The sequence below is a fragment of the Frankia sp. RB5 genome (assembly GCF_059816245.1).
Window position 1 is genome coordinate 14,135 of record NZ_JCBATA010000013.1, and the last position, 21,678, is coordinate 35,812.

15 protein-coding genes are annotated in these 21,678 nt (G+C 74.6%); 6 read left to right on the plus strand and 9 right to left on the minus strand.

What is annotated here, in order from left to right; translation table 11 throughout:
- Positions 1 to 9: 9 nt before the first annotated feature.
- From AC6EXY_RS08805 to AC6EXY_RS08815, 3 genes are all read right to left on the minus strand, one after another.
- Complete coding sequence (locus AC6EXY_RS08805; protein ID WP_499816551.1) at positions 10 to 2,841, minus strand: FtsX-like permease family protein; 2,832 nt, start codon at positions 2,839 to 2,841, stop codon at positions 10 to 12.
- Between the two features lie 89 nt (positions 2,842 to 2,930).
- The gene (locus tag AC6EXY_RS08810; RefSeq protein ID WP_499816552.1) at positions 2,931 to 4,490 is read right to left on the minus strand and encodes a sensor histidine kinase; all 1,560 of its coding nucleotides are present in this window, start codon (positions 4,488 to 4,490) and stop codon (positions 2,931 to 2,933) included.
- Positions 4,457 to 5,347 (minus strand): ABC transporter ATP-binding protein, encoded by an 891-nt coding sequence (locus AC6EXY_RS08815; RefSeq protein WP_499816553.1) that lies wholly within the window; start codon positions 5,345 to 5,347, stop codon positions 4,457 to 4,459. Before AC6EXY_RS08815 ends, AC6EXY_RS08810 begins: the two co-directional genes overlap by 34 nt.
- Before the next feature lie 178 nt (positions 5,348 to 5,525).
- On the opposite strand from AC6EXY_RS08815, the gene AC6EXY_RS08820 reads away from it, so the two are divergent.
- The 5 genes from AC6EXY_RS08820 to AC6EXY_RS08840 all read left to right on the plus strand — a co-directional run bounded on the left by AC6EXY_RS08820 (position 5,526) and on the right by AC6EXY_RS08840 (position 10,997).
- Positions 5,526 to 6,416, plus strand: coding sequence for a hypothetical protein (locus AC6EXY_RS08820; RefSeq protein ID WP_499816554.1), 891 nt, complete (start codon positions 5,526 to 5,528; stop codon positions 6,414 to 6,416).
- A 233-nt stretch (positions 6,417 to 6,649) separates the two neighbouring features.
- The gene (locus tag AC6EXY_RS08825; RefSeq protein WP_133150751.1) at positions 6,650 to 6,883 is read left to right on the plus strand and encodes a hypothetical protein; all 234 of its coding nucleotides are present in this window, start codon (positions 6,650 to 6,652) and stop codon (positions 6,881 to 6,883) included.
- Positions 6,884 to 7,215: 332 nt separating this feature from the next.
- Positions 7,216 to 7,617: a hypothetical protein gene (locus tag AC6EXY_RS08830; RefSeq protein ID WP_243407752.1), complete on the plus strand. Its 402-nt coding sequence runs from the start codon at positions 7,216 to 7,218 to the stop codon at positions 7,615 to 7,617.
- 203 nt (positions 7,618 to 7,820) lie between these two features.
- Entirely contained in the window at positions 7,821 to 8,579 is a 759-nt protein-coding gene (locus tag AC6EXY_RS08835) for a dienelactone hydrolase family protein (protein ID WP_101833016.1), read from the plus strand.
- A 915-nt stretch (positions 8,580 to 9,494) separates the two neighbouring features.
- Positions 9,495 to 10,997 carry an HNH endonuclease signature motif containing protein gene (locus AC6EXY_RS08840; RefSeq protein ID WP_499816556.1) on the plus strand — a complete coding sequence of 501 codons (1,503 nt, stop codon included), beginning with the start codon at positions 9,495 to 9,497 and terminating at the stop codon, positions 10,995 to 10,997.
- A 261-nt stretch (positions 10,998 to 11,258) separates the two neighbouring features.
- Here the strand turns inward: AC6EXY_RS08840 and AC6EXY_RS08845 are convergent, their stop codons facing one another.
- The 4 genes from AC6EXY_RS08845 to AC6EXY_RS08860 all read right to left on the minus strand — a co-directional run bounded on the left by AC6EXY_RS08845 (position 11,259) and on the right by AC6EXY_RS08860 (position 17,373).
- Complete coding sequence (locus AC6EXY_RS08845) at positions 11,259 to 13,610, minus strand: Hsp70 family protein (RefSeq protein ID WP_499816557.1); 2,352 nt, start codon at positions 13,608 to 13,610, stop codon at positions 11,259 to 11,261.
- 476 nt (positions 13,611 to 14,086) lie between these two features.
- Complete coding sequence (locus AC6EXY_RS08850; protein WP_243407215.1) at positions 14,087 to 14,746, minus strand: hypothetical protein; 660 nt, start codon at positions 14,744 to 14,746, stop codon at positions 14,087 to 14,089.
- 229 nt (positions 14,747 to 14,975) lie between these two features.
- Complete coding sequence (locus tag AC6EXY_RS08855; RefSeq protein ID WP_101830404.1) at positions 14,976 to 15,782, minus strand: response regulator; 807 nt, start codon at positions 15,780 to 15,782, stop codon at positions 14,976 to 14,978.
- A 13-nt stretch (positions 15,783 to 15,795) separates the two neighbouring features.
- Entirely contained in the window at positions 15,796 to 17,373 is a 1,578-nt protein-coding gene (locus tag AC6EXY_RS08860) for a sensor histidine kinase (protein WP_499816558.1), read from the minus strand.
- A gap of 425 nt (positions 17,374 to 17,798) precedes the next feature.
- Here AC6EXY_RS08860 and AC6EXY_RS08865 point away from each other — a divergent pair, with 425 nt between their 5' ends.
- Positions 17,799 to 18,047, plus strand: a complete 249-nt coding sequence (locus AC6EXY_RS08865; protein WP_101830406.1) for a DUF6158 family protein — start codon at positions 17,799 to 17,801, stop codon at positions 18,045 to 18,047.
- A 112-nt stretch (positions 18,048 to 18,159) separates the two neighbouring features.
- Here the strand turns inward: AC6EXY_RS08865 and AC6EXY_RS08870 are convergent, their stop codons facing one another.
- Both AC6EXY_RS08870 and AC6EXY_RS08875 read right to left on the minus strand, forming a co-directional pair.
- Positions 18,160 to 20,091, minus strand: coding sequence for a substrate-binding and VWA domain-containing protein (locus AC6EXY_RS08870; RefSeq protein WP_243407217.1), 1,932 nt, complete (start codon positions 20,089 to 20,091; stop codon positions 18,160 to 18,162).
- Positions 20,092 to 20,551: 460 nt separating this feature from the next.
- Positions 20,552 to 21,643 (minus strand): GNAT family N-acetyltransferase, encoded by a 1,092-nt coding sequence (locus AC6EXY_RS08875; RefSeq protein WP_499816559.1) that lies wholly within the window; start codon positions 21,641 to 21,643, stop codon positions 20,552 to 20,554.
- Positions 21,644 to 21,678 lie beyond the last annotated feature (35 nt).

Sequence of the window (21,678 nt, forward strand, 5' to 3'; positions counted from 1 at the left end):
CCTCACTCCTCACTCCTCGCGTCCCGGGGCGAGGGTGTGGAGACGGACATCGGCGCGTCGGGCGACCAGGGCGAGCAGGGCGCTGGCGGCCAGCGCGGCGATGGGGAGGATGGTGAGCGTCCCGGCCGGGAAGGCCGGATCGGTCGCGATGCCGGTGGCGGTGGCGATCTCCCACCAGACGAGTCTGCCGACGCCGAGGCCGAGCGGGATGCCGAGCAGCACGGCGAGGAACGCCAGCGCGCAGGACATCGTCACCGCGACGGCGGCGGTCTGGACGCAGGAGAAGCCCAGGGCACGCAGGATCGTGAACTCCTCGCGGCGGTCGCGGCCGGCGGCGAGCACCACGTGGGCGACGGCGGCCAGCGCGAGCATCGCCAGCGCCGCCCCGAGCAGGTGCGGCAGACGTCCGATGCCGGCGAGGTTCGCGACCTCGGCGGGTGGCGCGCGCAGGCCGAGCTCCAGATCGCCGAGCGAGGCGGCCGCCGCCCGCGTCGATACTCCGGACGCCACCGCGACAAGGGCGCTGCGCCAGGGGCTGGTGCGGGCGAGGTCGGTGAACCCTGCGGCCGGCAGCAGCACGCTGTCACCGAGCCGGTCGTCGCCGAGGACAGGTCCGATCCCGGTGCCTACGACGGTCAGCCGGTGTGGCTCGCCGCTCCTGGCAGCCACGATGACGACGTCTCCGACACCGAGCCCGAGGTCATCGGCGGTTCGGAGGCCGAGCGCGATCTCACCGGCGCGGCGTGGTTCGTGGCCGGCGAGCATCGTCCATCCGATGCGGTTCGCCGCGGCGCGCTTCGGCGCGGCCGGGCCGGTGGCTGGGGCATCGAAGCTGTAGGCGGTGAGCTCGCGGCACGTGCCGCCAGCACGAGCCGCGGCCGACGCCGACGCCGACGCCAACGCCGTCGCTGGAGTCGGAGTCGGAGTCGACGCTGACGCCGAACTCGGAGTCGCATCCGGAGCGGAAGCGGCAGTCGGAGCGGAAGCGGCAGTCGGGGCGGAAGCGGCGGCGTGGCGTGGTTCGGTGCGGGGCGTGCCGCAGTCCTGGCCGGCGAGGACCGTCGACTGGGCGAGGACGCGTACCTCGGCGACGTGCGGATCGGCGCGCAGCCGTGCCTCCACCTCGGGGTGGACGTCGACGACCTGCAGGTCGGCTCCGCGCCAGCCGTAGCGTTCCGGGTTGGCGACCAGCTGGTCGATTCCGCCCGCGATCGTGGTCGCGGCGACCAGGCCGGTGACCGCCAGCGCGGCCCCGGCGAGGGCGGGCCGGCGAGCGCCCCGTCCGCTCGGTGAGGCTGACGTGGCCGGAGTGCCTGGCAGCGAGCCGGCCGGGCCCAGAGCGAACACGACGCCCACCCACAGCCAGACCGGGCACCTGCTGGCCAACGCACGCACCGGCCTGCGGGTGGCTGTGCGGGGAACGGAGACGTCGAACGACGCCGCCCCCACCCGCGGACGGCGCGCCGACGCGGCGCCGCTGTCGGCGACGGAACCGGCCGCGCTGGCGGCGCCGGCTGCGGCGACAGGATCCGCGGCACTGGCGGCACCCGTGGCACCCGTGGCACCCGCGGGGTTGGCGGCCGAGGATGGGCTGTCGAACCCGTGGCGGCTGGCGCGGGTGGCGGTCGCCGCCGTGAGGATCAGGGTGGCGGCGGTCGCGGCCAGGCCGGTGATGGCACTCGCGGCGAGGCTCGGTGCGTAGCCGGGATGCGGCTCCAGGGAGGCGAGGGCACCCAGCGGTTCCAGCAGACCGCCGATCGCGGGGCCCGCCGCGCCGAGCAGCCCGGCGAGCAGCGCCGCGGGGCCGGCGGCGAGCACCCGGGCGGCGACCCGGCCAACTCCCGGCAGGCCCAGCACCTCCTCGACGTGCTGGTCGTGCGCGGTCGCCGCGTGATGGCGGGCGAAAGCCTGACCGGCGACGACCAGCCCGGCCAGCCCGACCACCACGGCGAATACCAGCAGACCGGCGACGAGCACCTGCCGACTCGCCGCGACCCGTGTGTCCGGCTCGGTGGCGGGCCGGTGCACCAGCAGTGGCGGGAACTCGTCGGCGCCCAGCTCCGGCGGAAGGGACGCGGCCACGGCAGCCAGAGCCTGGTCCACCGCGGCGAACGGCGGCGACTCCCGCAGCCACATCCGCACGCTCAGCCCGACCGGACGCACCCGGGTGGTGGCCCCCGCCGACAGCCACAGCGGGGTCTGGGTGGCACCCGGCCCCGCCATTCGGGTCAGGCCAGTCACGGTGAGGGTTACCAGCGGGCCGTGTGGGATGCCGATACCGGTGTCGAAACGCAGGTAGTCCGCACGGGTGAGCATCCGCAGCGTCAGCCGGTCACCGGGACGGACGCCGAGCGCCGCGGCGGTGCGCTCGTGCAGCACCGCCTCGTCAGGTGCGGTGGCGACAACCGGCCGGCCGCGGATGACCACCGGCGCGTGGGCCGGCGCTGAACCGGGCGGCGTCGGGGTCAACGTCGAGGTGGACGGCAATCCCGAAGCCGAGCTGCCGGTGAGACCTGCTATGGGTGCGGGCCCGAGAGCGCCGAGGTAGATGACGCCACGACCGTCCGCGGCGTGGCCCTCCACCCGGCCGACCATCGCCTGGAGCGTCGACGACACGACGACGCCGGGCACGGCGGCGAGCACCCGGCCGGCCAGGGCCGAATCGGGGGCGAACGAGACCTGCAGGTCCGCCAGCGACGAGGCCCGTTCCAGCCGGGCCGGCGCGGTCGCCGTGCGCCGCAGCAGGCCGGCGGTGCCCCCGACCAGGCCGGCGACGACACCGGTGAGGACGCCGAGGACGAGCAGCGCACCGAGACGGCGGCGCAGCTCCACCCGCGCCACCAGCGTGACCGCGGCTATCGGTACCGCGCCTCGCGGTTCCCGGCCAGGCCTCGTCCCGCCTGTCGGGTGTCCGCGACGTGGGAACGCCATCACCGAGGCACCGAGGGGAGTGGGACGAGCCCACGCACCACCACACCGCCACCGCCACCGCCACCGCCAGCGGCACGGGCACCGGCACCGGCACCGCCATCGGCGTCGGCGCCGGCGCCGGCGTCGGCGCCGGGTGTGGCCAGGTCGCGGGGTTCCCAGTGCAGCGAGCCGCCGATCGCGCCGATGCGGTCGCGCATGTTGGTGATGCCGTGGCCCTCGCGGGCCAGGTCGGGATCGAGCCCGACGCCGTCGTCGGCGACGCCGAACTGCAGCGCGTCGGGCCGTTCGGCGAGCGTCACCACCACCTGGACGGCCCGGTCAGTGCCCGCGGCGGCGTGCTTGGCCGCGTTCTGCAGCGCCTCCAGGCAGCAGAAGTACACCGCCGCCTCGATCTCCGGCGAGTAACGGCCGATCCCGGCTGCCCGCACGGTGACGCCGACGGGTGAACGCTGCCCGGCGGCGCGCAGTGCCTCGGCGAGGCCGGCGGAGCGCAGCAGCGGCGGGTAGATGCCGTGCGCCAGGTCCCGGACCTCGCCGATCGTCTCGGTGATCTGCTCGCCGAGGGCGCCGAGCAGCTCGACGGCGGCGTCGGTGTCCTCGGCGACGAGGTCGCGCACGAGCCGGATCCCCACGGCGAGGGAGACGAGATACTGCTGGGCACCGTCGTGCAGGTCGCGTTCGATCCGGCGCCGCTCGGCGTCGGCGGCGGCGACCAGCCGGGCCCGGGAGACGCGCAGCTCGTCGTTGGCCTGGCGCAGCTCGTCGAGGGCGTCGCGCAGGCCGGCGTCGAGCTCGTGGTTGTGCAGCACCGTGCCGAGCCGGGTGCCGAGCTCGGCGAACAGCCGGTCCTCCGCCTCGCTGAACGGCGCCGCGCCAGACGGACGATCGACGACGACCAGACCCAGCACCACGCCGCCCGCCCGCGCTGGCACGATCCGCACCTCGCGGTCGTGCGACGCCCAGCGGCGCGGCTCGTCGAGAGGACGCTCCCCGGCGGCCGGTTCGGCGAGGAGCCGGGGAGTCCACAGGCCGAGCCAGCCGGGGCCGGCCACCCGGGTGCGGGCCAGCGCGTCGAGTTCGGCCGGCAGGAGCGTCAGCGTCGTCGGCGCGGGCGGATGGACGCCGACGGCCGCCGTCAGCCGGCCCTGCGCGCCGGTCCAGATCTCCACCCGGCGCAGGGCGAGCTGCCGGCGCAGCCCGTCGCCGAGATCTGCCAGCGCCGTGGCCAACGGAACACCCCGGCTGGCCTGCTCGCCGAACGTCCGCAGCGCATCGTCCGCGGGCAGGCCGGGACGGCGCAGCGCCCGGTGCACCGCCGCCCGCAGCGCCCGGCGCGCCGGTGCCGCCGCGAGCACCGCCGCCGCCGCGCCGACCAGCAGCGGACCGACCATCCGGGCCGTCTGACCGCGCGGCGTCTGCCCGAGCACCAGCACGGCCACCACCAGAGCGCCGACCGCCAGCAGACCGACGCAGACCAGGTCGGCCCCCGCGAGCAGGATCCACTCCGCGCGCCGCCGCAGCCGCCTCATCCCACTGCCCGCGGCGGGACGGGTGGGCATGGTGCGGGCCGTGACGGGACGGGCCGTGACGGGACGGGCGGGGACGGGGCGAGCGGCGGCGGGGCGAGCGGGTCGAGCTGGCCGTCGAGGAGGTGGATGATCCGCCGGGCCCCGGCGGCGACCTGCCGGTCATGGGTGACGAGCAGGATCGTCTGGCCGCGGTCGTTCAGGCGGTGGAACAGCTCGAGGATCTCCGCGGCGCCGGCCGAGTCGAGGGCGCCCGTCGGCTCGTCGGCGAGCAGCACCGTCGGGTCGCCCGCGAGGGCACGGGCGATCGCGAGCCGCTGCCGCTGCCCCCCGGACAGCGCCGCCGGCCTCGCCTCGGCGCGTTCCAGCAGGCCGAGCACGTCGAGCAGCTCGCGGGCGCGCTGCACCGACGCCCGGCGTGACAGCCCGGACAGCCGCGCCGCGAGCTGCACGTTCTCGGTGACGGTCATGGCTTCCAGCAGGTGGAAGAACTGGAAGACGAGGCCCACGTGCCGGCGGCGCAGCCGGGCGAGCGCCGTCGCCGACAGGTCGGCCAGCGGCGTGCCGGCCAGAGTCACCGTGCCCGCGTCGAGGCGGTCAAGCCCCGCGACGACCCGCAGCAACGTCGACTTTCCGCTGCCGGACGGGCCCATGACGGCGACGAACTCGCCGCGACGCACCGCCAGGCTGACGCCCCGCAGGGCGTGCACGGCCGCGCCGCCCGCGTCGAACACCCGCTGGGCCGCGACCAGTCGGATCACCTCGGCGTCCGCTGGAGGGCTGGCCTCCGCGCCCGAGCCGGCAGCCGCGCCGGCGGCCGTGCCCGTGCCCGCGGCCGTGCCCGTGCCCGCGGCTGTGCCCGTGCCCGCGGGCATCGCGGCGTCTTCCATGGCCCGATTCCACCCCGATCGTCGAGCCGTGCACAGACGGCCACCATCCGTCCGGTCGGTGGTGGTGGCATCCCCTCGAACGCGCAGGTTGCCACCGTCGCCGGACTCGTCCCTCGACACGCATCGTTACTGACGCCGCCGACCGGGGGCCACCATCACGAGAACGAGGAACATCATCATGGACTCTCTGCGTACCTCCAGCCGGCACGGCGGGGGCATGGCCGACCGTGGCCGGTACTCCGAACCGCACGGCCACCGCCCGCCGGCCTCCGACCGGTTGGACGACCGGTTCGACGACCAGATCGAAGGGATCGGCGACAGGGTCGACGACGGGATCGACGAGCGGTTCGACAAGCGGTTCGACGAGCGGTCGGACGGGCGCGGTGGCGAGCCGGACGGCGCGTCCGGGGGGCGGCGCGGTGCCCACGCCACTCGGCGGGCCCGCTGGCCCTGGGCTGGTCTGGTGGCGGCGGTCGGCGGCGCGGCCGGCTCGTTCGTCCTCGGCTGGGATCCAAGCGAGGAGGCGACCAGGGCGGGCAGCGCCGCGATCATCGCCGAGGCCACCGACCACCGGCACGCGATCATGATCGGGGCATCCGTCGGCTTCGCCAGCGTGCTGGCGCTGCTGGTCTTCACGGCGGGATTCGGCCGGCTGGCCGCGCGGCGCGCTCCTGACAGCATCGCCGTGACCGCGATGCGGATGGCGTTCACCGCGGCGCTCGGCTGCCTGATGTTCAGCTTCGGTCTCAAGCACGCCCTCGCCGGTGGCATCCCGGGTGGCATCGACGCGAGCTTCTACACCAGGACGGACGTCGAGGTCCTCGGCCTGGTGGTCAGCCAGATGCAGTACGCCGCCTGGTGGGGAGTGATCGCCGCGGCGGCCTGCGCCGCCGTGCTGGCGCTGCGGACCAGGGTGCTGCCGCGGTGGTTCGGTGTCGTCAGCGCGGTGCTCGCCACCGTCTCGATTGGCGCCACCCTCGCCGTCGGCCTGCCCTACTCGGCCGGGCTGCTCGGGCCGGTGTGGCTCGCGGCCGCCAGCGTCGCCGCCCTGCGTACCTCCGACGCCTAGAACCGCGGCGTCTCGAGTTGTGATCTTCGTGTCGCTCTGTCGCTCTGTCGCGGTGGCGGGTCGTGGCAGCGTTCTGACACCTTCACGGCGGCCCGTGTCGCGAACAGGGTGACAAACTGGACGCGACAGGCGGGGTTCGCGACACGGTGCCGCTGACCCCGTAGGCGCTTCCCCGCTACGGGAAGTCCGCCCCATCCTCGGTGTTCGGGTCGACGCCACCGCCATTGATGATCATGGAATCTCGGTGGTGCGGCTTCAGCGGGACGGCCCGGCGCCGGGAGGTCCTGTTCGGCCGCCAGACCGCCGCGGACTGGGCCTCATACACCGTGACGGCGACCATCGGGGACCTCGGCAGGCTTCCCGCGCCCGCCGCGTCACCCGCGTCCGGTGGGGCCAGCGCGTCCGGTGGGGCCAGTGTGTCCGGTGGGGCCAGCGTGTCCGGTGAGACGGGCGTGTCCGGCTCCTGAGATGACCTAGCCGGATACCATAGGTGGCACGAAGATGACGCTGGCAGGAAGTCCGGGGGTCACAGTGTGATCTGTCGGCAGGGTGACCGCCGAAGTGCCTCCCATGTGAGGGTTCATCCCGCCAAACTGGGTACGTGCTTCGCATGGCTCGACACAGTCGTCCTCAGGCCTCCCGTCACCGCGCCCGCGTCCGGGTCGCGCGCCGGGTGGTCCTGCCCGCAGTCACCCTCGTCACCGCGGGAGTCGTCACCGTGGGAACCGCGTTCGCCTGCCCTGGCTCGTCGGCCCCGTTGTCCTCGACGACGACAGCGTCCCCGAGAAGCGGAGCCGTCGTGGCCACATCCGTTCGTGAGTCGGACACCGTCCCCCCGTCGGCCGCCGACGCCGCCGCGATCGTGCGGGCGGTGAAGGCCAGCCCGTACACCTCCGCCGTCCCGGCGAACCAGTACGAGGTCACCGGCACGGTGCTCGCGAGCAGCGACCCGACCTGGGCCTACACCGAGCTGCACCCGACGGTCGAGGACGTCGACCGCGCCGAGGGCGTGCTGCACCGGGGCACGGGCGGCTGGGAGCTCGTTCAGCTCGGCACCTACGAGCTGGGCTGCGGCGTCGCGCCGGAGGCCGTGCTGCGCGACTTCCGCCTCGCCTGCCCGCCGCCGGACGCCGCGCCCGAGGCCGACGCCCCCGCCGCGCCGGACGCCGCCCCCGCTACCGAACCGGCCCGTTCCGCCTAGCGCCTCGCTCGCCCCGCCCCGCGCCTCCCCGCCCCGCGCCTCCCCGCGCCGCGCCTCCCCGCTCCGCGCCTCCCCGCTCCGTCTGGCCCACGCGGCCCGCCGCCGATGCCTCCACCGGCGCGTTGGAGGATGCTGTTTGCTGTCAAGGGCCCGTCCCGGCTGGTCACGCCGCCGGGACACCGACACAGCGGGAGGCGAACCGAGTGCCTGTCACTCCACTCGAGATCCGTACGGCCGACGGCGTCATGGACGTCTACCTGCACATCCCGGACGACGCCCAACCCAGCGAGGCGGCGCCGCTGCCGGTCGTCATCCTCTACCCGGACGCCGGCGGAGTCCGGCCGGTGATGCAGGAGATGGCCGCCCGGTTCGCGGCCGAGGGCTACGCGGTCGCGCTGACGAACTACTTCTACCGGTCCGGCCGGCTCTCCTTCGACCTGGGAACCGTCTTCGGTGATCCGGACGAACGGGCCCGACTGATGGCCATGCTCGGCGAGGCGTCTCCCGAGGGTGTCGTGCACGACACCGAGGCGCTGCTCGACGTCCTGGCCGAGGCCGGGAACCTGCGCTCCGACCGCGTCGGCGCCGTCGGATACTGCCGCGGCGGCCTGATGGCGTTCACGATGGCCGGCGAGCTGCCCGAGCGGATCGCCGCCGCCGCCTCGATCCACGGCGGCGGCATCGCGACCGACGCCCCGACCAGCCCGCACCTGCGCGCCGGCGCGATCACCGCCGGCCTCTACTTCGGCGTCGCGGAGAACGACCGCAGCTGCACCCCCGAGCAGCGGGACATGCTCGTCGCCGCGCTCGAGAAGGCCGGCGTCCGCTACGAGCTCGACGACGTCCCCGCCGGCCACGGCTTCGCCGTCCGCGACCACACCGGCGCCTACGACGAGGCCGCCGCCGAGAACCACTTCGCCAAGGTCACCGCCCTGTTCGCCCGCGAACTCCCCCGCGCATGACCGCGTGCCGCTGCTTGTAGTCGTCCGGATCGGACCGGGAGTCCGGCCCCTCGCGAGCTGCGTCTCCCGTGGTTCTCGGCCTGGTAGGCCGCACGGGAGATCGTGCGGCGGATCCCAATGGCCGGCTTCCCACCCGCAGAGCCGGCCGCCGGCGCCTGTCCGCTGCAGGCGTTGCGTGGGAACGGGAGGTTCTGCCAGTTTCAACGGGACGAATCGGACAGGGAGCCATGTGAAAGTGGCACGTCGAGGCCTTCCCCCGCGCCGGCGCGGAAAGTGCGTCCCACCAGGTGAAACGCAGGAGGTTCCAGCCGAGGCGGACCAGGTCGTTCTGACGGGCGCGGTCGCGATGCGGGGCCGCCGGCAGGCCAAGGGGGCCGACCCCGTCCGCCTCGACAGCTAGGCGCGCGCCCGGCCAGGCGAAGTCGACGCGGGCCACCAGCCGGCCGCTGCGCGGATCACGCACCGGCCACTGCGTCTGCTCGGGCAGCAGGCCAGCGTCACCGAGAAGCAGGCGCAGCCGTGTCTTCACGCCGACGCGGACAGCCACGGTTCGCCTTCGAGCTGTATGCCTTGTCCGCAAGCCCGAGGTCGGGCTGGGCTGGGTTGGGTTCGCGGCCGACCCGACCCGCGGCGACCGGGTCCTTTCCCCATGCGCCCGGGCCTGCGTCGAGTCCTCGCACCTTCTAGGTGATCAACCCATTGACGCCCGCCACGGCCCGCTGCGCGCTTTATCCACAGCCGGGCCGCCGTGTTCCAGCTGTCCACAGATTCAAACACTTGTTCGACAGTCCGGGCTGCCCGATCTACGGTTGGTCCATGGTCATCGACACCCGGCTCAGCGAGAGTACCTGCCCCGTAACCCATCCGCCCGACCCCGACCCACCACCAGAGCCGCCTGACTCCGGTCCGGCCCCGATGGCCACGGTCGGTGAGCCCTCCGCTCCCACGGCCGGCGATCCGCTCATGGCCGCCGCCTCCTCTCCGTCCACCTCCGTCGGCTACGCCCCGACCTCGGACGGCGCCGCTGGCGGGATGCCCGGCAGGTTCGCGATGCTCAGCGAACTCGTCGACGCGCTGCTGTCCGACGAGCCCTGGCAGCTCTCCGACGGAGAACTCGACACCCTCCTCGAGAGCACCGGCCGGCTGGGAGGCCGCACGGCGGCGCTGCGCGGCCGACTCATCGTCGAGGCTCAGGTCCGTGGCCTGGCCGGCCGCCTCGGCGCCCTCGACGTCGCCAGCCTGTTGCGGGACCGCCTCGCGCTGACCACCCGGGAGTCCCGCCGTCAGGTCGACCTGGCCCTGGCGATCCACGACGGTGCCTGCGGGGCCACCGGCGAGGCCCTCGCCCGCGGGGCGATCACCGTCGAACACGCCTACGTCATCCGGGACGCCATGAAGGCTCTTCCCCGCGACGTCACTGAGACCGAACGCGCCACCGCAGAGCAGACACTGCTCGACTACGCCCCCATCTTCGATCCCTTCCGGCTCGTCAAGCTCGCCGCCCGCATCCGTGAGCAGCTCACCCGCGTCGACACCTCCCCCGGCGGAGACGATCCCGACACCGACAGCCGCACCGGCCAGCCCGGCGACCCATCCCACAGCGGCGGAGACGATAGCGCCACCGGTGGCGGTGGTGGCCTGGGGCGCGGCGACGAGGACGATCGCCCCTCCCCTGATCCCGCCGGGGTCCGCCGGCTCAGCCTCACCGACACCGCCCACGGCACCACCCTGATCAGCGGTGAGCTCGACGCCGAAGGTGCCGCGCTTCTGCGCACCGCGCTCGACAGCCTCGCCGCTCCCCGCCCCGCCGCGGACGGCATCCCCGACCCCCGCAGCCCCCGGCGCCGCCAGGCCGACGCCCTCATCGACCTCGCCACCCGGCTCCTCAGCGGCGCGGCCGTGCCGATCTCCGGTGGGGTGCGCCCGCACCTGACTGTGCTGGTGCCTTGGAGTGCCCTCGTGGGCAGCGGCCTCGACCCGGCCACCACGGAGTGGGGGCTGCCGCTGCCCCGCGGGGTGCTCAGCCGCCTGACCTGCGACGCCGAGATCACGAGGATCATCCTCGACGCGGAGGGCGTCCCCATCGACGTCGGCCGCGCCAGCCGCACTGCCACCCCCGCCATTCGCCGCGCCCTCGTCGCCCGCGACCGCGGATGCGCGTTCCCGTCCTGCGACCGCCCACCCAGCTGGTGTGAATGCCACCACGCGCCGGAGTGGGAGAACGACGGAGTCACCGCACTGTCGAGCATGGTCCTGCTCTGCGGACAGCACCATCGGCAGGTCCACCACGACAAGTGGACGATCATCTTCGAATCCGACGGGCGGCCGTCCTTCATCCCACCCCCCCACATCGACCCCCACCGCCGACGCCGCCGAAACCCCTACAGCCGCCCGCTTCCCAACCTCCACCGTCAATGATCAGAGTCGGGTCCGGCGGGCTCCCCGCCGGTGGACGGGGCGGGCCGAGACGGGCTGGTCGGGCGTGATCGGGCGGGGACCACATGCTTGCGGACAAGGCGTACAGGCGAACTGTGCCTGCCTTCGTCGGCGCGGGATCCGCCACAGCGATGTCCTGTGCGGGCCGACCAGGTCGAGAACCGCGGGAGATCGGCTCGCGGGGTGGCCGGGCATCGCGGTTCGACCCGGACGCCTACAAGCAGCCGACTTCCCAGGCGCTCGCTACGGCGTGTAGATGATGTCCCAGAGGCGGGCGGTCATGTCGGTGCCGGTGGTGGCGAGCAGCAGGCCGAAGGGGGCGAACGCGCAGCTCATGACGGTGCTGCTGTGGCCGGTGAGGGTGGCGATCGCGGAGCCGGTGGCGACGTCCCAGAGCTGGGCGGTGTCGTCGGTGCTGGCGGTGGCGAGCAGCTGGCCGTCGGGGGAGAAGGCGCAGCTCTGGGCGGAGCCGGGCAGGGTGGCGACCGTCGTGCCGCTGGCGGCGTCGGTCAGGCGGGTGCCCTCGTTGCCGGCGGTGGCGAGCAGGGCGCCGTCGGGGGAGAAGGCACAGCCGCCGGTGAAGTTCGTGTGGCCGGGCAGGCTCATGATGATCTCTCCGACGGAGACGTCCCAGAGCAGTGTGCTCTCGGCGCCGGCGGAGACCAGCAGCCGGCCGTCGGGGGAGAAGGCGCAGCCGTAGACGGTGCCGCGATGGCCCTGCAGGGTGGCGATGTTCTTGCCGGACATCGCCCCCCAGAGCCGGACCGTGCGGTCGGTGCCGGTGGTCGCGACGAGGCTGCCGTCGGGGGAGAAAGCGCAGCCGTAGACCGGGCCGCGATGGCCGGTGAGGGTGACGGTCTGCCGGCCGGTGCCGACATCCCAGAGGCGGGCGGTCTTGTCGCTGCCGGTGGTGGCGAGCAGGTCGCCGTCAGGGGAGAAGGCGCAGTCGTGCACGACCAGGCTCTTGCGGCCGGTGAGGGTCAGCGCGGTGCGGCCGGTGGCCACGTCCCAGAGGCGGGTGCCGTCCTTGCTGGTCGTGGCGAGCAGCTTGCCGTCGGGGGAGAACGCCGCCGAGGTGACGTCGCGCTCGTGGCCCTTGAGGGTGGCTCGGGGCGTGACCTCGACGCGCAGCGAGGCGCGGCTGCTGCGCTCGAAGCCGCGCAGGTCCGCGCCGCTCGCCGAACCGCCGCCCGCGCCCGCGGCGCCGAGCGGGGCCGGACCGCTGGGCAGGGTCGTGGCCAGCCAGTCGGCGTCACGCACGGCGGTGCCCGGGGCGGCGTGGGTGTGGATGAGGCTGCCGGGGGCGTCCATCGCCAGGTCGAACAGGGAGCCGTCGGTGAGCCGGACGCGGGCCAGCACGGCGCCGGCGTCGAAACGCTCGCCCGGCTCGACGAGCCAGCGGACCATCGTCGCCCGCTCGCCCGGGATGTCCCAGCGGGCGGGCTGCAGCACCGGGTTCGGCCGCGCCGCGGTGGTCCGCCGGGTCGACACCGACGACGCCCACGCCGCGGCACCGAGGACGACGGCGAGCTCCGGGTCGACCGGGGTGAAGATCTGCTGCGCCGGCCAGTCGGTGCCGACGCCGAGCCGCCCGGTCAGGACGTCGGTGACCAGCGGCATCCGTGAGCTGCCGCCGACGAGCAGCACCCCGCCGAGCTTGTCCTGGCTGTAGCCGGCGACCTCCAGCAGATGCTGGCAGCAGGCCATGGTGCGGGCCAGGGTGGGCGAGGCGAGCTGGGTGAACCGGTCGCGCTGCATGCTCACCAGCAGGCCCGCCGGGCTGAACACGTCCTCCACGATCGGGATGTCGCTGAGCTGGTGCTTGACCGCGCGGGCGAAGTCGAGCAGCTCGTGGCGTGTGCGGCTCGCCGTCGTCTGGTACATCTCGCCGATCGGCGGCGGGTTGAGCAGCGGCTCCAGCCCCGGGCCGTACAGGCCGAGGATCTCGTCGAACAGGATCTGGTCGAGGTCCCGGCCGCCGCAGTCGTGCAGGCCGGCGTGGCTGAGCATCTCGTGCCGGCCGTCGGCGCCGGCGGCGACCAGGGCGCCCTCGAACGTGCCGCCGCCCAGGTCGAAGACGAGCATCAGCGAGCCGGGCTCGGGCGCGGCGCCGTCGAGCGGCGACCAGGCGGCCGCGACCGGTTCCGCGAGCAGGTCGACGTCGACGAAACCGGCGGCCTCCGCCGCGGCGATCATCAGCCGGCGCAGCGGGCCGGCCGGGTCGTAGCTGGCCGGGACGGTGATCACCGCCCGGGACAGCGCCTCGCCGCCGAGCTGCGTCTGCGCCTCGGCCTTCAGCGCGGCGATCGTCGCCGTGACGAGGGTGTGCGCCGGGTAGCCGCGACCGTCGAGAGGAACGGCGCCGTCGCGGGTCAGGTCCCGCTTGATCTCGCCGCGGTAGGCGGCCGGCCAGATCCGCTTGCGGCGCTCGGCCAGGGTGCCGACGATCAGACTGCCACCATCGACGAAGACGGACGCCGGCCAGCTCGCCGAGCCGCTTGCTGGCTCGCGGACCGGCTCGATGCGACCATCGACCGTCAGGGCGGCCCTGGCACTGCAGGTACCGTAGTCGATCGCGAGGATCGGCTCGCCCACGGCACCCCCTGTCCACGTTTCCGGTGGGCAGATCGTAGCGGCGCCGACGGCGGCCCTGCCGGCACCCTCGCTATATCCGTCACGATCGGGACGGATCGTCGGTATCCGGTCGCGGCCCGTGGTTGCGATTCTGGTACGGAGCGTGGACAAGCCGGGCCGCCGGTCTCCCCCGATGACCGGCGGCCCGCGGAACCACGCCGGTGCGCCCCCGATGCGGCCCCCGACGTCTACGCCCCCCCAGCCAGGCGCCCCGGCCCGTCCGCACCGGCGTGATCCCTGAACTCATCCTGCGGGATCCCCGGCGGCGAAACCATCCCCGAATCTTCAGGGGATTCCGCCGGTGGCGGCCCCGTCGATGCCCTGGCCGTTCCGGCGGATCCAGCCGGCCAGGTCCCGCCTGGTCGTCGCCCGGGATGGCCTGGTCCTCGCCCCGCCCGCCTGGTCCTCGCCCCGCTGACCTGGTCCTCGCCCTGGCGTCATCTCGGTCGGCTCGGTCGCCACCACGGCCTGCTCTGGTCGGCCACGACGCCGGCCAGGTCGTCGACCCGGGCGCGGACCAGCAGGTCGAGCCGGGCAACGAGGTCGACAGGCAGCGCCGCGCCCTCCCCGGGGACCATCCGCAGCCGCGCCACGACGGGCCCGCGCCGCGTGATCCGCACGGCCGTGCCCGCCAGCGCCTCCCCGGACGGTGCGGCCGGCGGGTCGCGGGCCAGCTCCCTGGCCCGGCGCGGGGTGGGCAGCAGCCAGCGCTCGTCGTCCACGCGGTACAGCACGGCGTCCGGCTCGCCCAGCCAGACGGCCCGTCCGTGCAGCATCGCGGCGTCGGCTGTGCCCCGGTCGAACGGGCCGGGCAGGTCGAGACCTGGCGACCGGATCAGCGTCAGCCCCGCGACGGGCAGCGCCTCGGTCTCGACACCGGCCCTGTCGATGGCCGCGGTGCCGGACGGGGTGTCGGTGAACAGGGCCTCGGCGGGCGGGGCCCCGGTGGACGGGGTGTCGGCGGACAGGGTCTCGGCGGTGAGGAAGGAGGCGAGGAAGGCCGCACGCAGTCGGCCGGCTCGCGTCTGCTCGCCGTCCGACCTGCCGGTACCCATCCCGACGAGGGTGTGGGCGCCGGGCGCCGCCGGCAATCCCACGAAAACGAGGGGCTCGCCGCCTGATTCACGGGCGGTGCGGGGAGGGTCCGCGGCGGACTTCCCGTGGGTGGGAAGCGTGCGCGGGAGACGGAGGCATCGTGTCGCGAACACCGCGTGTCGTGTCCGGTTTATCCCCCCGTTCGCGACACAAACTGTCGTGAGCCTGCCGCAACGCTGCCACGACCTGCCGCGCGAGGACGGCCGCGAAGATCACAACTTCGCGCGCGGGTCAGTCGAAGCCGAGTTCGCGGGCCCAGAGGGCGGCGGCGGTGCTGGGCGGGATCGTCGGCGGGGCGTCGGGATGGCTCGCGAGGTACTTCGCCCGCACCGTGCGCAGGTAGTCGGCGACGACGCTGACCTTCACGTTCATCGCGCGGGCCGCCTCCCGGTGGGACAGCCCGCGACAGCCGACGAGCACCATGACCTCGGCCTCCCGCGGGGACGGGCGGTGCAGGCGGCGCCGGCGCCGGGCGGCGTCGAAGATCCGGACGAGCCGCAGGTTCGCGTCCGGGGCGGTGAGGCCCTGCTCGGCGCACAGTTCGTCGAGCAGGTCGCCCTGGGCGAGTCCGCGCAGCAGATCGCGGGCACCGCCGTCGATCTCGTCGCGGGACAGCGGCCGGCGCTCCGCGTCGCGCAGCAGGTAGCCGGCCAGCCGGGCGGAGACATGATGGCCGTCGGCGGCCACGGCCGTCACCGCGGCGACGAACTGGTGGGCGGGCGCGGTCTTGTCGACGAAGCCGTGGGCACCGGCGGCGATCGCGTCGAGAACCTCGTCGGGCGTGGCGACCCCGGACGTCAGCAGCACCCGCAGACCGCCTTGGCGCAGATCGGTGACAGCGGCGGCGCCCGAGACCCCGGGCAGGTGCAGATCGCAGACGACGACGTCGGGGCTGGCGGCACGGTCGAACGCCTCCAGGCTCGGCGCGGGCGCCAGCACCGAGAATCCGGCACCCGCGAACCGCGCGGCCAGCGACTCGGTGGCGATCGGATGATCATCGATGATCGCCACCGAGATCGGCCGCCGCTGTCCGGTCATTCCCATCCCCCGCTCACCGTGCGCCCCGCTCCGCGTCCGGTGGTGCCGGCCAGCGCAGTGTCACCCGGACGCCGCCGCCGGGCCGGGCGTGCACCTCCGCCCGGCCGCCGTGGCGCAGGATCGCCGGATAGCTGCCGGCGAGGCCGCCACCGGGCCGCACGGTCGCCGGGTCGAATCCGACGCCGCGGTCACGCACCACGACGAGGACCCCGTCCGCGTCGCCCTCGACGAACAGGCTGACCTCCTCGACCGGGCCGGCGTGGCGGACGACGTTGCGCAGCGCCTCGCGGGTCGCCGCGACCACCGCCTCGCGGACCGGCTCCGGCGGCTCGTCGCGCACGGCGACGAAGTGCACGAGCGGCAGTCCCTCGTCGGCGAACATGTCGACGACCGCGGACATCATCGCCTCAAGCCCGCCGTCCTCGACCGTGTCCGCGGCGAGCCTGTCCGCGCGAGCCCGGGCCGCGCGAAGGGTGTCCGTGCTGGCCTGGCTTCCGGCAAGTCCGTCCGCGTCGAGTCCGTCCGCGTCGAAGCCGACCGCGATGACTCCGTACGCGTCGAGCCTGACCGGGTGGACCCGGTGCGTCTCGAACCTGTCCGCGTGGGCTCCGTCGGCGCCGAGCCCGCCCGCGGTCGCTCCAGCGTCGAGTCTGCCCGCGGAGGTGCCGTCCGAGTGGGGTCTGCCCGCGGTTGCGCTCGCGTCGGTCGTGCTCGCGTCGGGTCGGCCCGCGTCGAGTCGGCCCGCGTCGGGTCTGCTCGCGTCGGGTCGGCTCGCGTCGTCCGTGTCAGGCCGAGCGCGGGGGGTGGACCGCAGGCCGCGAGGGTCCATGATGATGCGCCGGGCGCGCTGCGCGCCGCGCCTGGCCTCCCGGATCAGGGCGGGGCTGGGCGTGCCGCCGCCGGCCACGTGGTCGACGATCGGCAGCAGGTAGTCGTGGATCTCCCGGTGGGTGATCTCCCGCTGGCGCAGGCGCTCCGCCTCCCGCTCCTGCTCGACGGCGAGACGTGAGGCGGCCTCGGCCGCCTCCTGGGCCTGGGCGGTCCGCTCGGACAGCGCGCGCAGCTCGCGGGCGATGAGCAGCGCGACGACGTACCACAGTGCGAAGCCCAGCAGGTCCGAGCACAGCTTGAGGGTGACGTCCGGCAGCACGGCGAGGCTCCAGGCGGCCATCAGCACGACCACCGCGGCGATCCCGGCGACGCCGAGGCCCAGCGCGAAGCCGACGCCGGCCGGTGACACCAGGCTGAACGGCACCAGCTCCGTCATGATCTTGTTGCGGTCGTGGGGTCGGGCGGCGCGGGAGCCGACGAGCATCAGCGCCACGCAGAACGCCACGTCCGTGAGTACCAGCCGCCGGGACAGCCGGTTGCCCGGCCAGACCCGCCAGACGAACCAGGCGGCCTCGCCGATCGCCCCCGCGGCCACACCGGCGGCGATCCCCGGATACCGCAGCCGCGTCCAGCCGAACAGCGGGATGAGCACGAACGCCGCGCAGGCGGCCCGCGCGTAGCCGATCATGCGGGCCATCCGCTGCTCGGTGCGCTGGACGACGGCCCGGGGTGGCCCCGCGGTTCCGGCCAACCCGGTCATAGCTCGCAACGGTAGTGATCGATCACGGTGTCGGCCACCCCCCGCGACCGATCCGGTCGCGTCCGGTGTGCGACGCCCGCCGGACGGGCAGTTCCACCCCATGGAGACCATCTGCCGCAACGCCGTTCCCACCCCCCGGGAGCAGCCGAACCCCGTCGTCGCGGTGCTTCCGCCGCCCGGTCCGGGCCCCGCGCCGATGCCACCCGACCCGGTACCGCCGGGGCCAGGCCCCGATCCGGTGCCGCCCGGTCCCGATCCCGATCCCGTGCCGCCGGCCCCGGGCCCCGATCCGGTGCCGCCCGGTCCCGGTCCGGATCCCGTGCCGCCCGGTCCCGGTCCGGATCCCACACCGATACCACCTCCGCTGTGAGGATCCGGCCTGTCGGCACCGTGCCCGGCGCACCCATCACGGGTAGACCTCTGGCATGACGTATCGACCGGCGGGCATCCCCGCACCGAAGCTGAGTGACGCTGACCTCGTCCGGGAGCTCCGCCACCTGCACCGCACCCGGCACGACGCCTTCATCGGCGGCAGCGAGGACGCGTTCGAGACGCACACCGCCCGCATGCTGGAGCTGGAGCGCGAGTACCTGCGCCGCTTCCCGGACGCGGTCAGCCCGGACCCGCGCCGGACGCGCGCGGGCCGCCGCCGCGCCGCGGGTGTCCCGGTCTGAGCGGGTTCCGCGGCGGGATGACGGGCCGCGGCGTGCGGCCCTGTCGGATGACGGGGGGGGGTCGTCTGACGGGGGGGTCGTCGACACGTCGACGGGGTTGGTGGGTCGGCGGTCAGCTGGTGGTCTGGGTGAGGGTGTCGACGTAGATGCCGAACAGGGCGTTCGCGTCGGGGGCGCGGTAGGCACGGCCGCCGCCGGCGTCGGCCAGCCGCTGCAGTGAGGTCATGTCCGCGGCCGGGTCGCAGGCGATGATGATGAGCTGGACGGGGTGGCGCGGATCGAACGCCCCCCGGATCGAGGCGACCGCCTGGTCGAGAGTCGGTTCGTTGGTCGCCACGGTGCGGCGCCGGTCGCCGCCCGCGGCTGTGCCCGCGTCGGCGTCGGTGGCGTCGCCGTCCGTGAGCACGATGACCTCGTTGAGCCGTCCGGCGACGTGGTGCTGGGTGCGGTCGCGGACCGCCGTGACGATCGTCGAGTAGAGGTCCGTCACCCCGGAGGGGCGCAGCGAGCCGGGGGCGGCGGTCAGGTCGTCGCGGTGCGTGCCGACACGTCCCGGGGAGTCGAGCGGGGCCATCGGTGCGAGGACACGGTGCCCGCCGGGCAGCTCGCCGGAGAACTGCCAGAGCTCGGCCTGGTTGTCCCCGTCGAACAGGGCGAGGCCGTTCTGGATGATGTCGGCCGCCGTCCGCAGCCGGGTCCGGCCGGGATCGTCGATGCGCCCCAGCGCCATGGACCCCGAGGTCCCCAGCGCCATGGACCCGGAGGTGTCGAGGGCGACCAGGGTGGCCGCGCGCTGACGGGCATGCCGGAAGAAACGGCGGGCAGTGCCCAGGACGGTGTCCGAGGCATCCGTGCTGGCCAGCTTCGGCGGGGTGGCCCGGACCCCGTCGACGACGCTGAGTGTCGAGGCGAGGCCGCCCGGGTCGTCCTGGCCGTCGAGCTCGGCAGGGGTGCGGAAACCGGCCGTGGTCAGTGCCCGCCGGCCGGCGTCACCGCGGACGTAGTCGAGGAAGGAGCTCGCCGCGGCGTGCTTGGCCTCCTGGTCGGACGTCCGGGTGAGCACGACGTACGGCACGGTGGCCGTGAACGACCCGTCCGACGGGTAGGACGCGACCAGCGAGACGGCCAGTGACGTGCTGTTGCCGGCCGTCAGCCCGCGATTGTAGGCGATCACGTCGGATTCCAGGGCGGGGAACGCCGACGGCGCCGGGCCGCCTCCCGTCTGCGCGGTGTCCGCCTGCCCGTCGGCACCGACCGAGGCGGTGGAACCGGCGACCCCGTCACCCCCGGCGCTCCCGGTGCGGAGGGCGGCGAACAGCTGGCTGTCGTACTGCGGCAGCCAGGAGATCGAGTGCTCGAGCCGCAGCACCACCGCCTGCGCGCCCCGGTCCTGGTCGAACGTGCCGGCGGTCATCTCGGCGGGGGCCACGGCGCGCCCGGTGCTGACGGTGCCGATGACCGCGCGCAGCGCCGCGGTGGAGTTCTCCGGGTTCGCCATGGCGAGGCGGAACTCCCCCCAGCCAGGCTGGCCGTGGGCCGCCCAGAAACCGGGCGTGGTCGCGGCGGCGGACAGGTCGGCCCAGGTCATGTGCCGTTCCGGCCAGCCCAGGACCTGGGCCTTGTCGCGCGGCATGGCGATGACCACCGGCGAGCCGGCGATCGTCGTCGCCCTGGTCGGCAGCTGCTGGGCGGTCGCGGTTGACTCCTGGCCGAGTTCCAGCCAGTCCGCGGACTCGGGGATCCACACGTCGGGACTGGCCGTGTCGGAACCGTTCATGTGCGCCAGAGCATCGAGTGCCCGGTCGGACGGTGTCGACGTCACCGTCAGGGACACGCAGGCCCCGGCCGCTCCGGAGGAGTGCGCCCGACTGAAGGCGGTGGCGAGCTGGTTGACGGGGGTCGCCAGCGACGGCGCGGTCGTGATGTTCAGGGTGGTCCGGGGGGTGCCGTCGGCGCAGGTGTCCTGCGGGCCGCGGTGCAGCACGGACGCGGCCGCGAAGCCGATGCCGGTCACCGTCAGGCCGCCGAGGAGGAGGACCGCCACGCCGGTGAGGGCGCCGCGTCCCGCCCGCCCGCGCGGACCGCGAGGCCGGACGGCGGGAAGGACCCGCGTGATCGGGGAGATCCACGCGACCGGGCCGCGCGGGCCGCCGCGAGAACCACCACCTGGGGACCGATGACGGGCGCCGGACACTTCGGACGTCCTTTCACGGGGAGCGTCGCGTCTGGTGCGGACCCGTCGCCACCTCGATGATGTGACTGCAGTTCTCGCCGAGCCCGCCGCGCGACGGTCAAGCTTCCGCCCAGCCGGCTCCGCGTGCCGTGGAAGCTTTCGGCTGGGAGTGGATGCGGCGGCGTTGTTCCCCGTGTAGGTTTACGTACCGCCGATAGTGCGCGGTCGCGGGCCCTGCGTCAGCTCATCTTGGAGTGCCGGGGTTCGGCGTTGTTCATCCGTTTCCCACGTCGTTGCTGTGGTGTTCTCGCTGGCCGCGGAACGCCGGTGATCAGCCGGCCGGTGGGCGCTCGCCGTCGGCGAGCAGATCGGCGTAGGCCGGATGGCGCTCGATGTACGCGCGGATGTAGGGGCACTGAGGGACCACGGCCAGGCCGTGGGCGCGCACGTCGTCGAGGGTGCCGGCAGCCAGCGTGCTGGCCACGCCCTGCCCCTCGAACTCCGGGCGGACCTCCGTGTGGACGAGGACGATCCGGTCCGGGCGCCGCTGGTACTGCACGAAGCCGGCGACCTCGCCGTCGGGCGTGCGCGCCTCGTACCGGTGCCGGTCGGGATTGTCGATGACAGTCAGCTCCATGCCCCGATCCTGCCGCACTCCCCGCCGGCGGTCCCGGTCGGCGGCAACGCGCAGGTCGGCTGGGGTGTCGACGTCGGCGGGGGTGCCGAGGTCGTCGCAGGGGATCTGGCCGACCTCGCCGGGATGCGCGCGCAGCCACGCCCGCGCGCCGACGTCCCCGCGGGCGAGGGCGGCGACCGCTGCCCACGCCGGCCGGCGCAGCAGGACGGGATGACCCGGCTGGCCGTGGTAGGTGGCGGTCAGCGCCAGCCGGTGCTCGTGGCCACCGCCTGGCGTCGCGGCCAGGACCAGCCGGCGGACCGCGGCGGATGTCAGCCCCGGCTGGTCGACCAGCGTGACGACGACCGCCTCGACCGCCTCGACCGCCTCGACCGCCTCGACCGCCTCGACCGCCTCGACCGCCTCGGCAAGGGTGGCGAGCCCGGTGCGCAGAGACGCGCCGATGCCTTCGGTCCAGTCCTCGGCCCGGGCCAGCAGCACGTCCATCGGCCCGTCCGACCCAAAGCAGACCAGTTGTCCGGACAAATCGGAAAGAGTGCACGACTCACTCGGTTGGATCGTGGCGGCGACCTGGTCCGCGGCGGCGCCGCCGACGACGACGATCGGTCGGCAGCCGCCGTCGGCGAGCAGGCGCACCCCGCGCGCGGCGAGCGTCTCGCCGTCGATCTTCACCAGGGCCTTCGGCTGCCCCATCCGCCGCCCCGCCCCGGCGGCGAGCAGCAGACCGGCCACCACCGCCGGCCGGTCGGTCGCGTCCGGGCGCGTGCTGCGCGGGTGACGGACCATCGGCGGCTGCGCTCCTCGGCTTCGCGTGCGTTCTG

Coding starts and splice junctions, on each gene's coding strand:
- AC6EXY_RS08810 (WP_499816552.1), bottom strand. CDS start 4,490: ATGCCCACCCGTCCCGCCGCGGGCAGTGGGATGAGGCGGCTGCGGCGG.
- AC6EXY_RS08825 (WP_133150751.1), top strand. CDS start 6,650: ATGGAATCTCGGTGGTGCGGCTTCAGCGGGACGGCCCGGCGCCGGGAG.
- AC6EXY_RS08855 (WP_101830404.1), bottom strand. CDS start 15,782: ATGACCGGACAGCGGCGGCCGATCTCGGTGGCGATCATCGATGATCAT.
- AC6EXY_RS08865 (WP_101830406.1), top strand. CDS start 17,799: ATGACGTATCGACCGGCGGGCATCCCCGCACCGAAGCTGAGTGACGCT.
- AC6EXY_RS08860 (WP_499816558.1), bottom strand. CDS start 17,373: ATGACCGGGTTGGCCGGAACCGCGGGGCCACCCCGGGCCGTCGTCCAG.
- AC6EXY_RS08840 (WP_499816556.1), top strand. CDS start 9,495: ATGGCCACGGTCGGTGAGCCCTCCGCTCCCACGGCCGGCGATCCGCTC.
- AC6EXY_RS08815 (WP_499816553.1), bottom strand. CDS start 5,347: ATGGAAGACGCCGCGATGCCCGCGGGCACGGGCACAGCCGCGGGCACG.
- AC6EXY_RS08820 (WP_499816554.1), top strand. CDS start 5,526: ATGGACTCTCTGCGTACCTCCAGCCGGCACGGCGGGGGCATGGCCGAC.
- AC6EXY_RS08875 (WP_499816559.1), bottom strand. CDS start 21,643: ATGGTCCGTCACCCGCGCAGCACGCGCCCGGACGCGACCGACCGGCCG.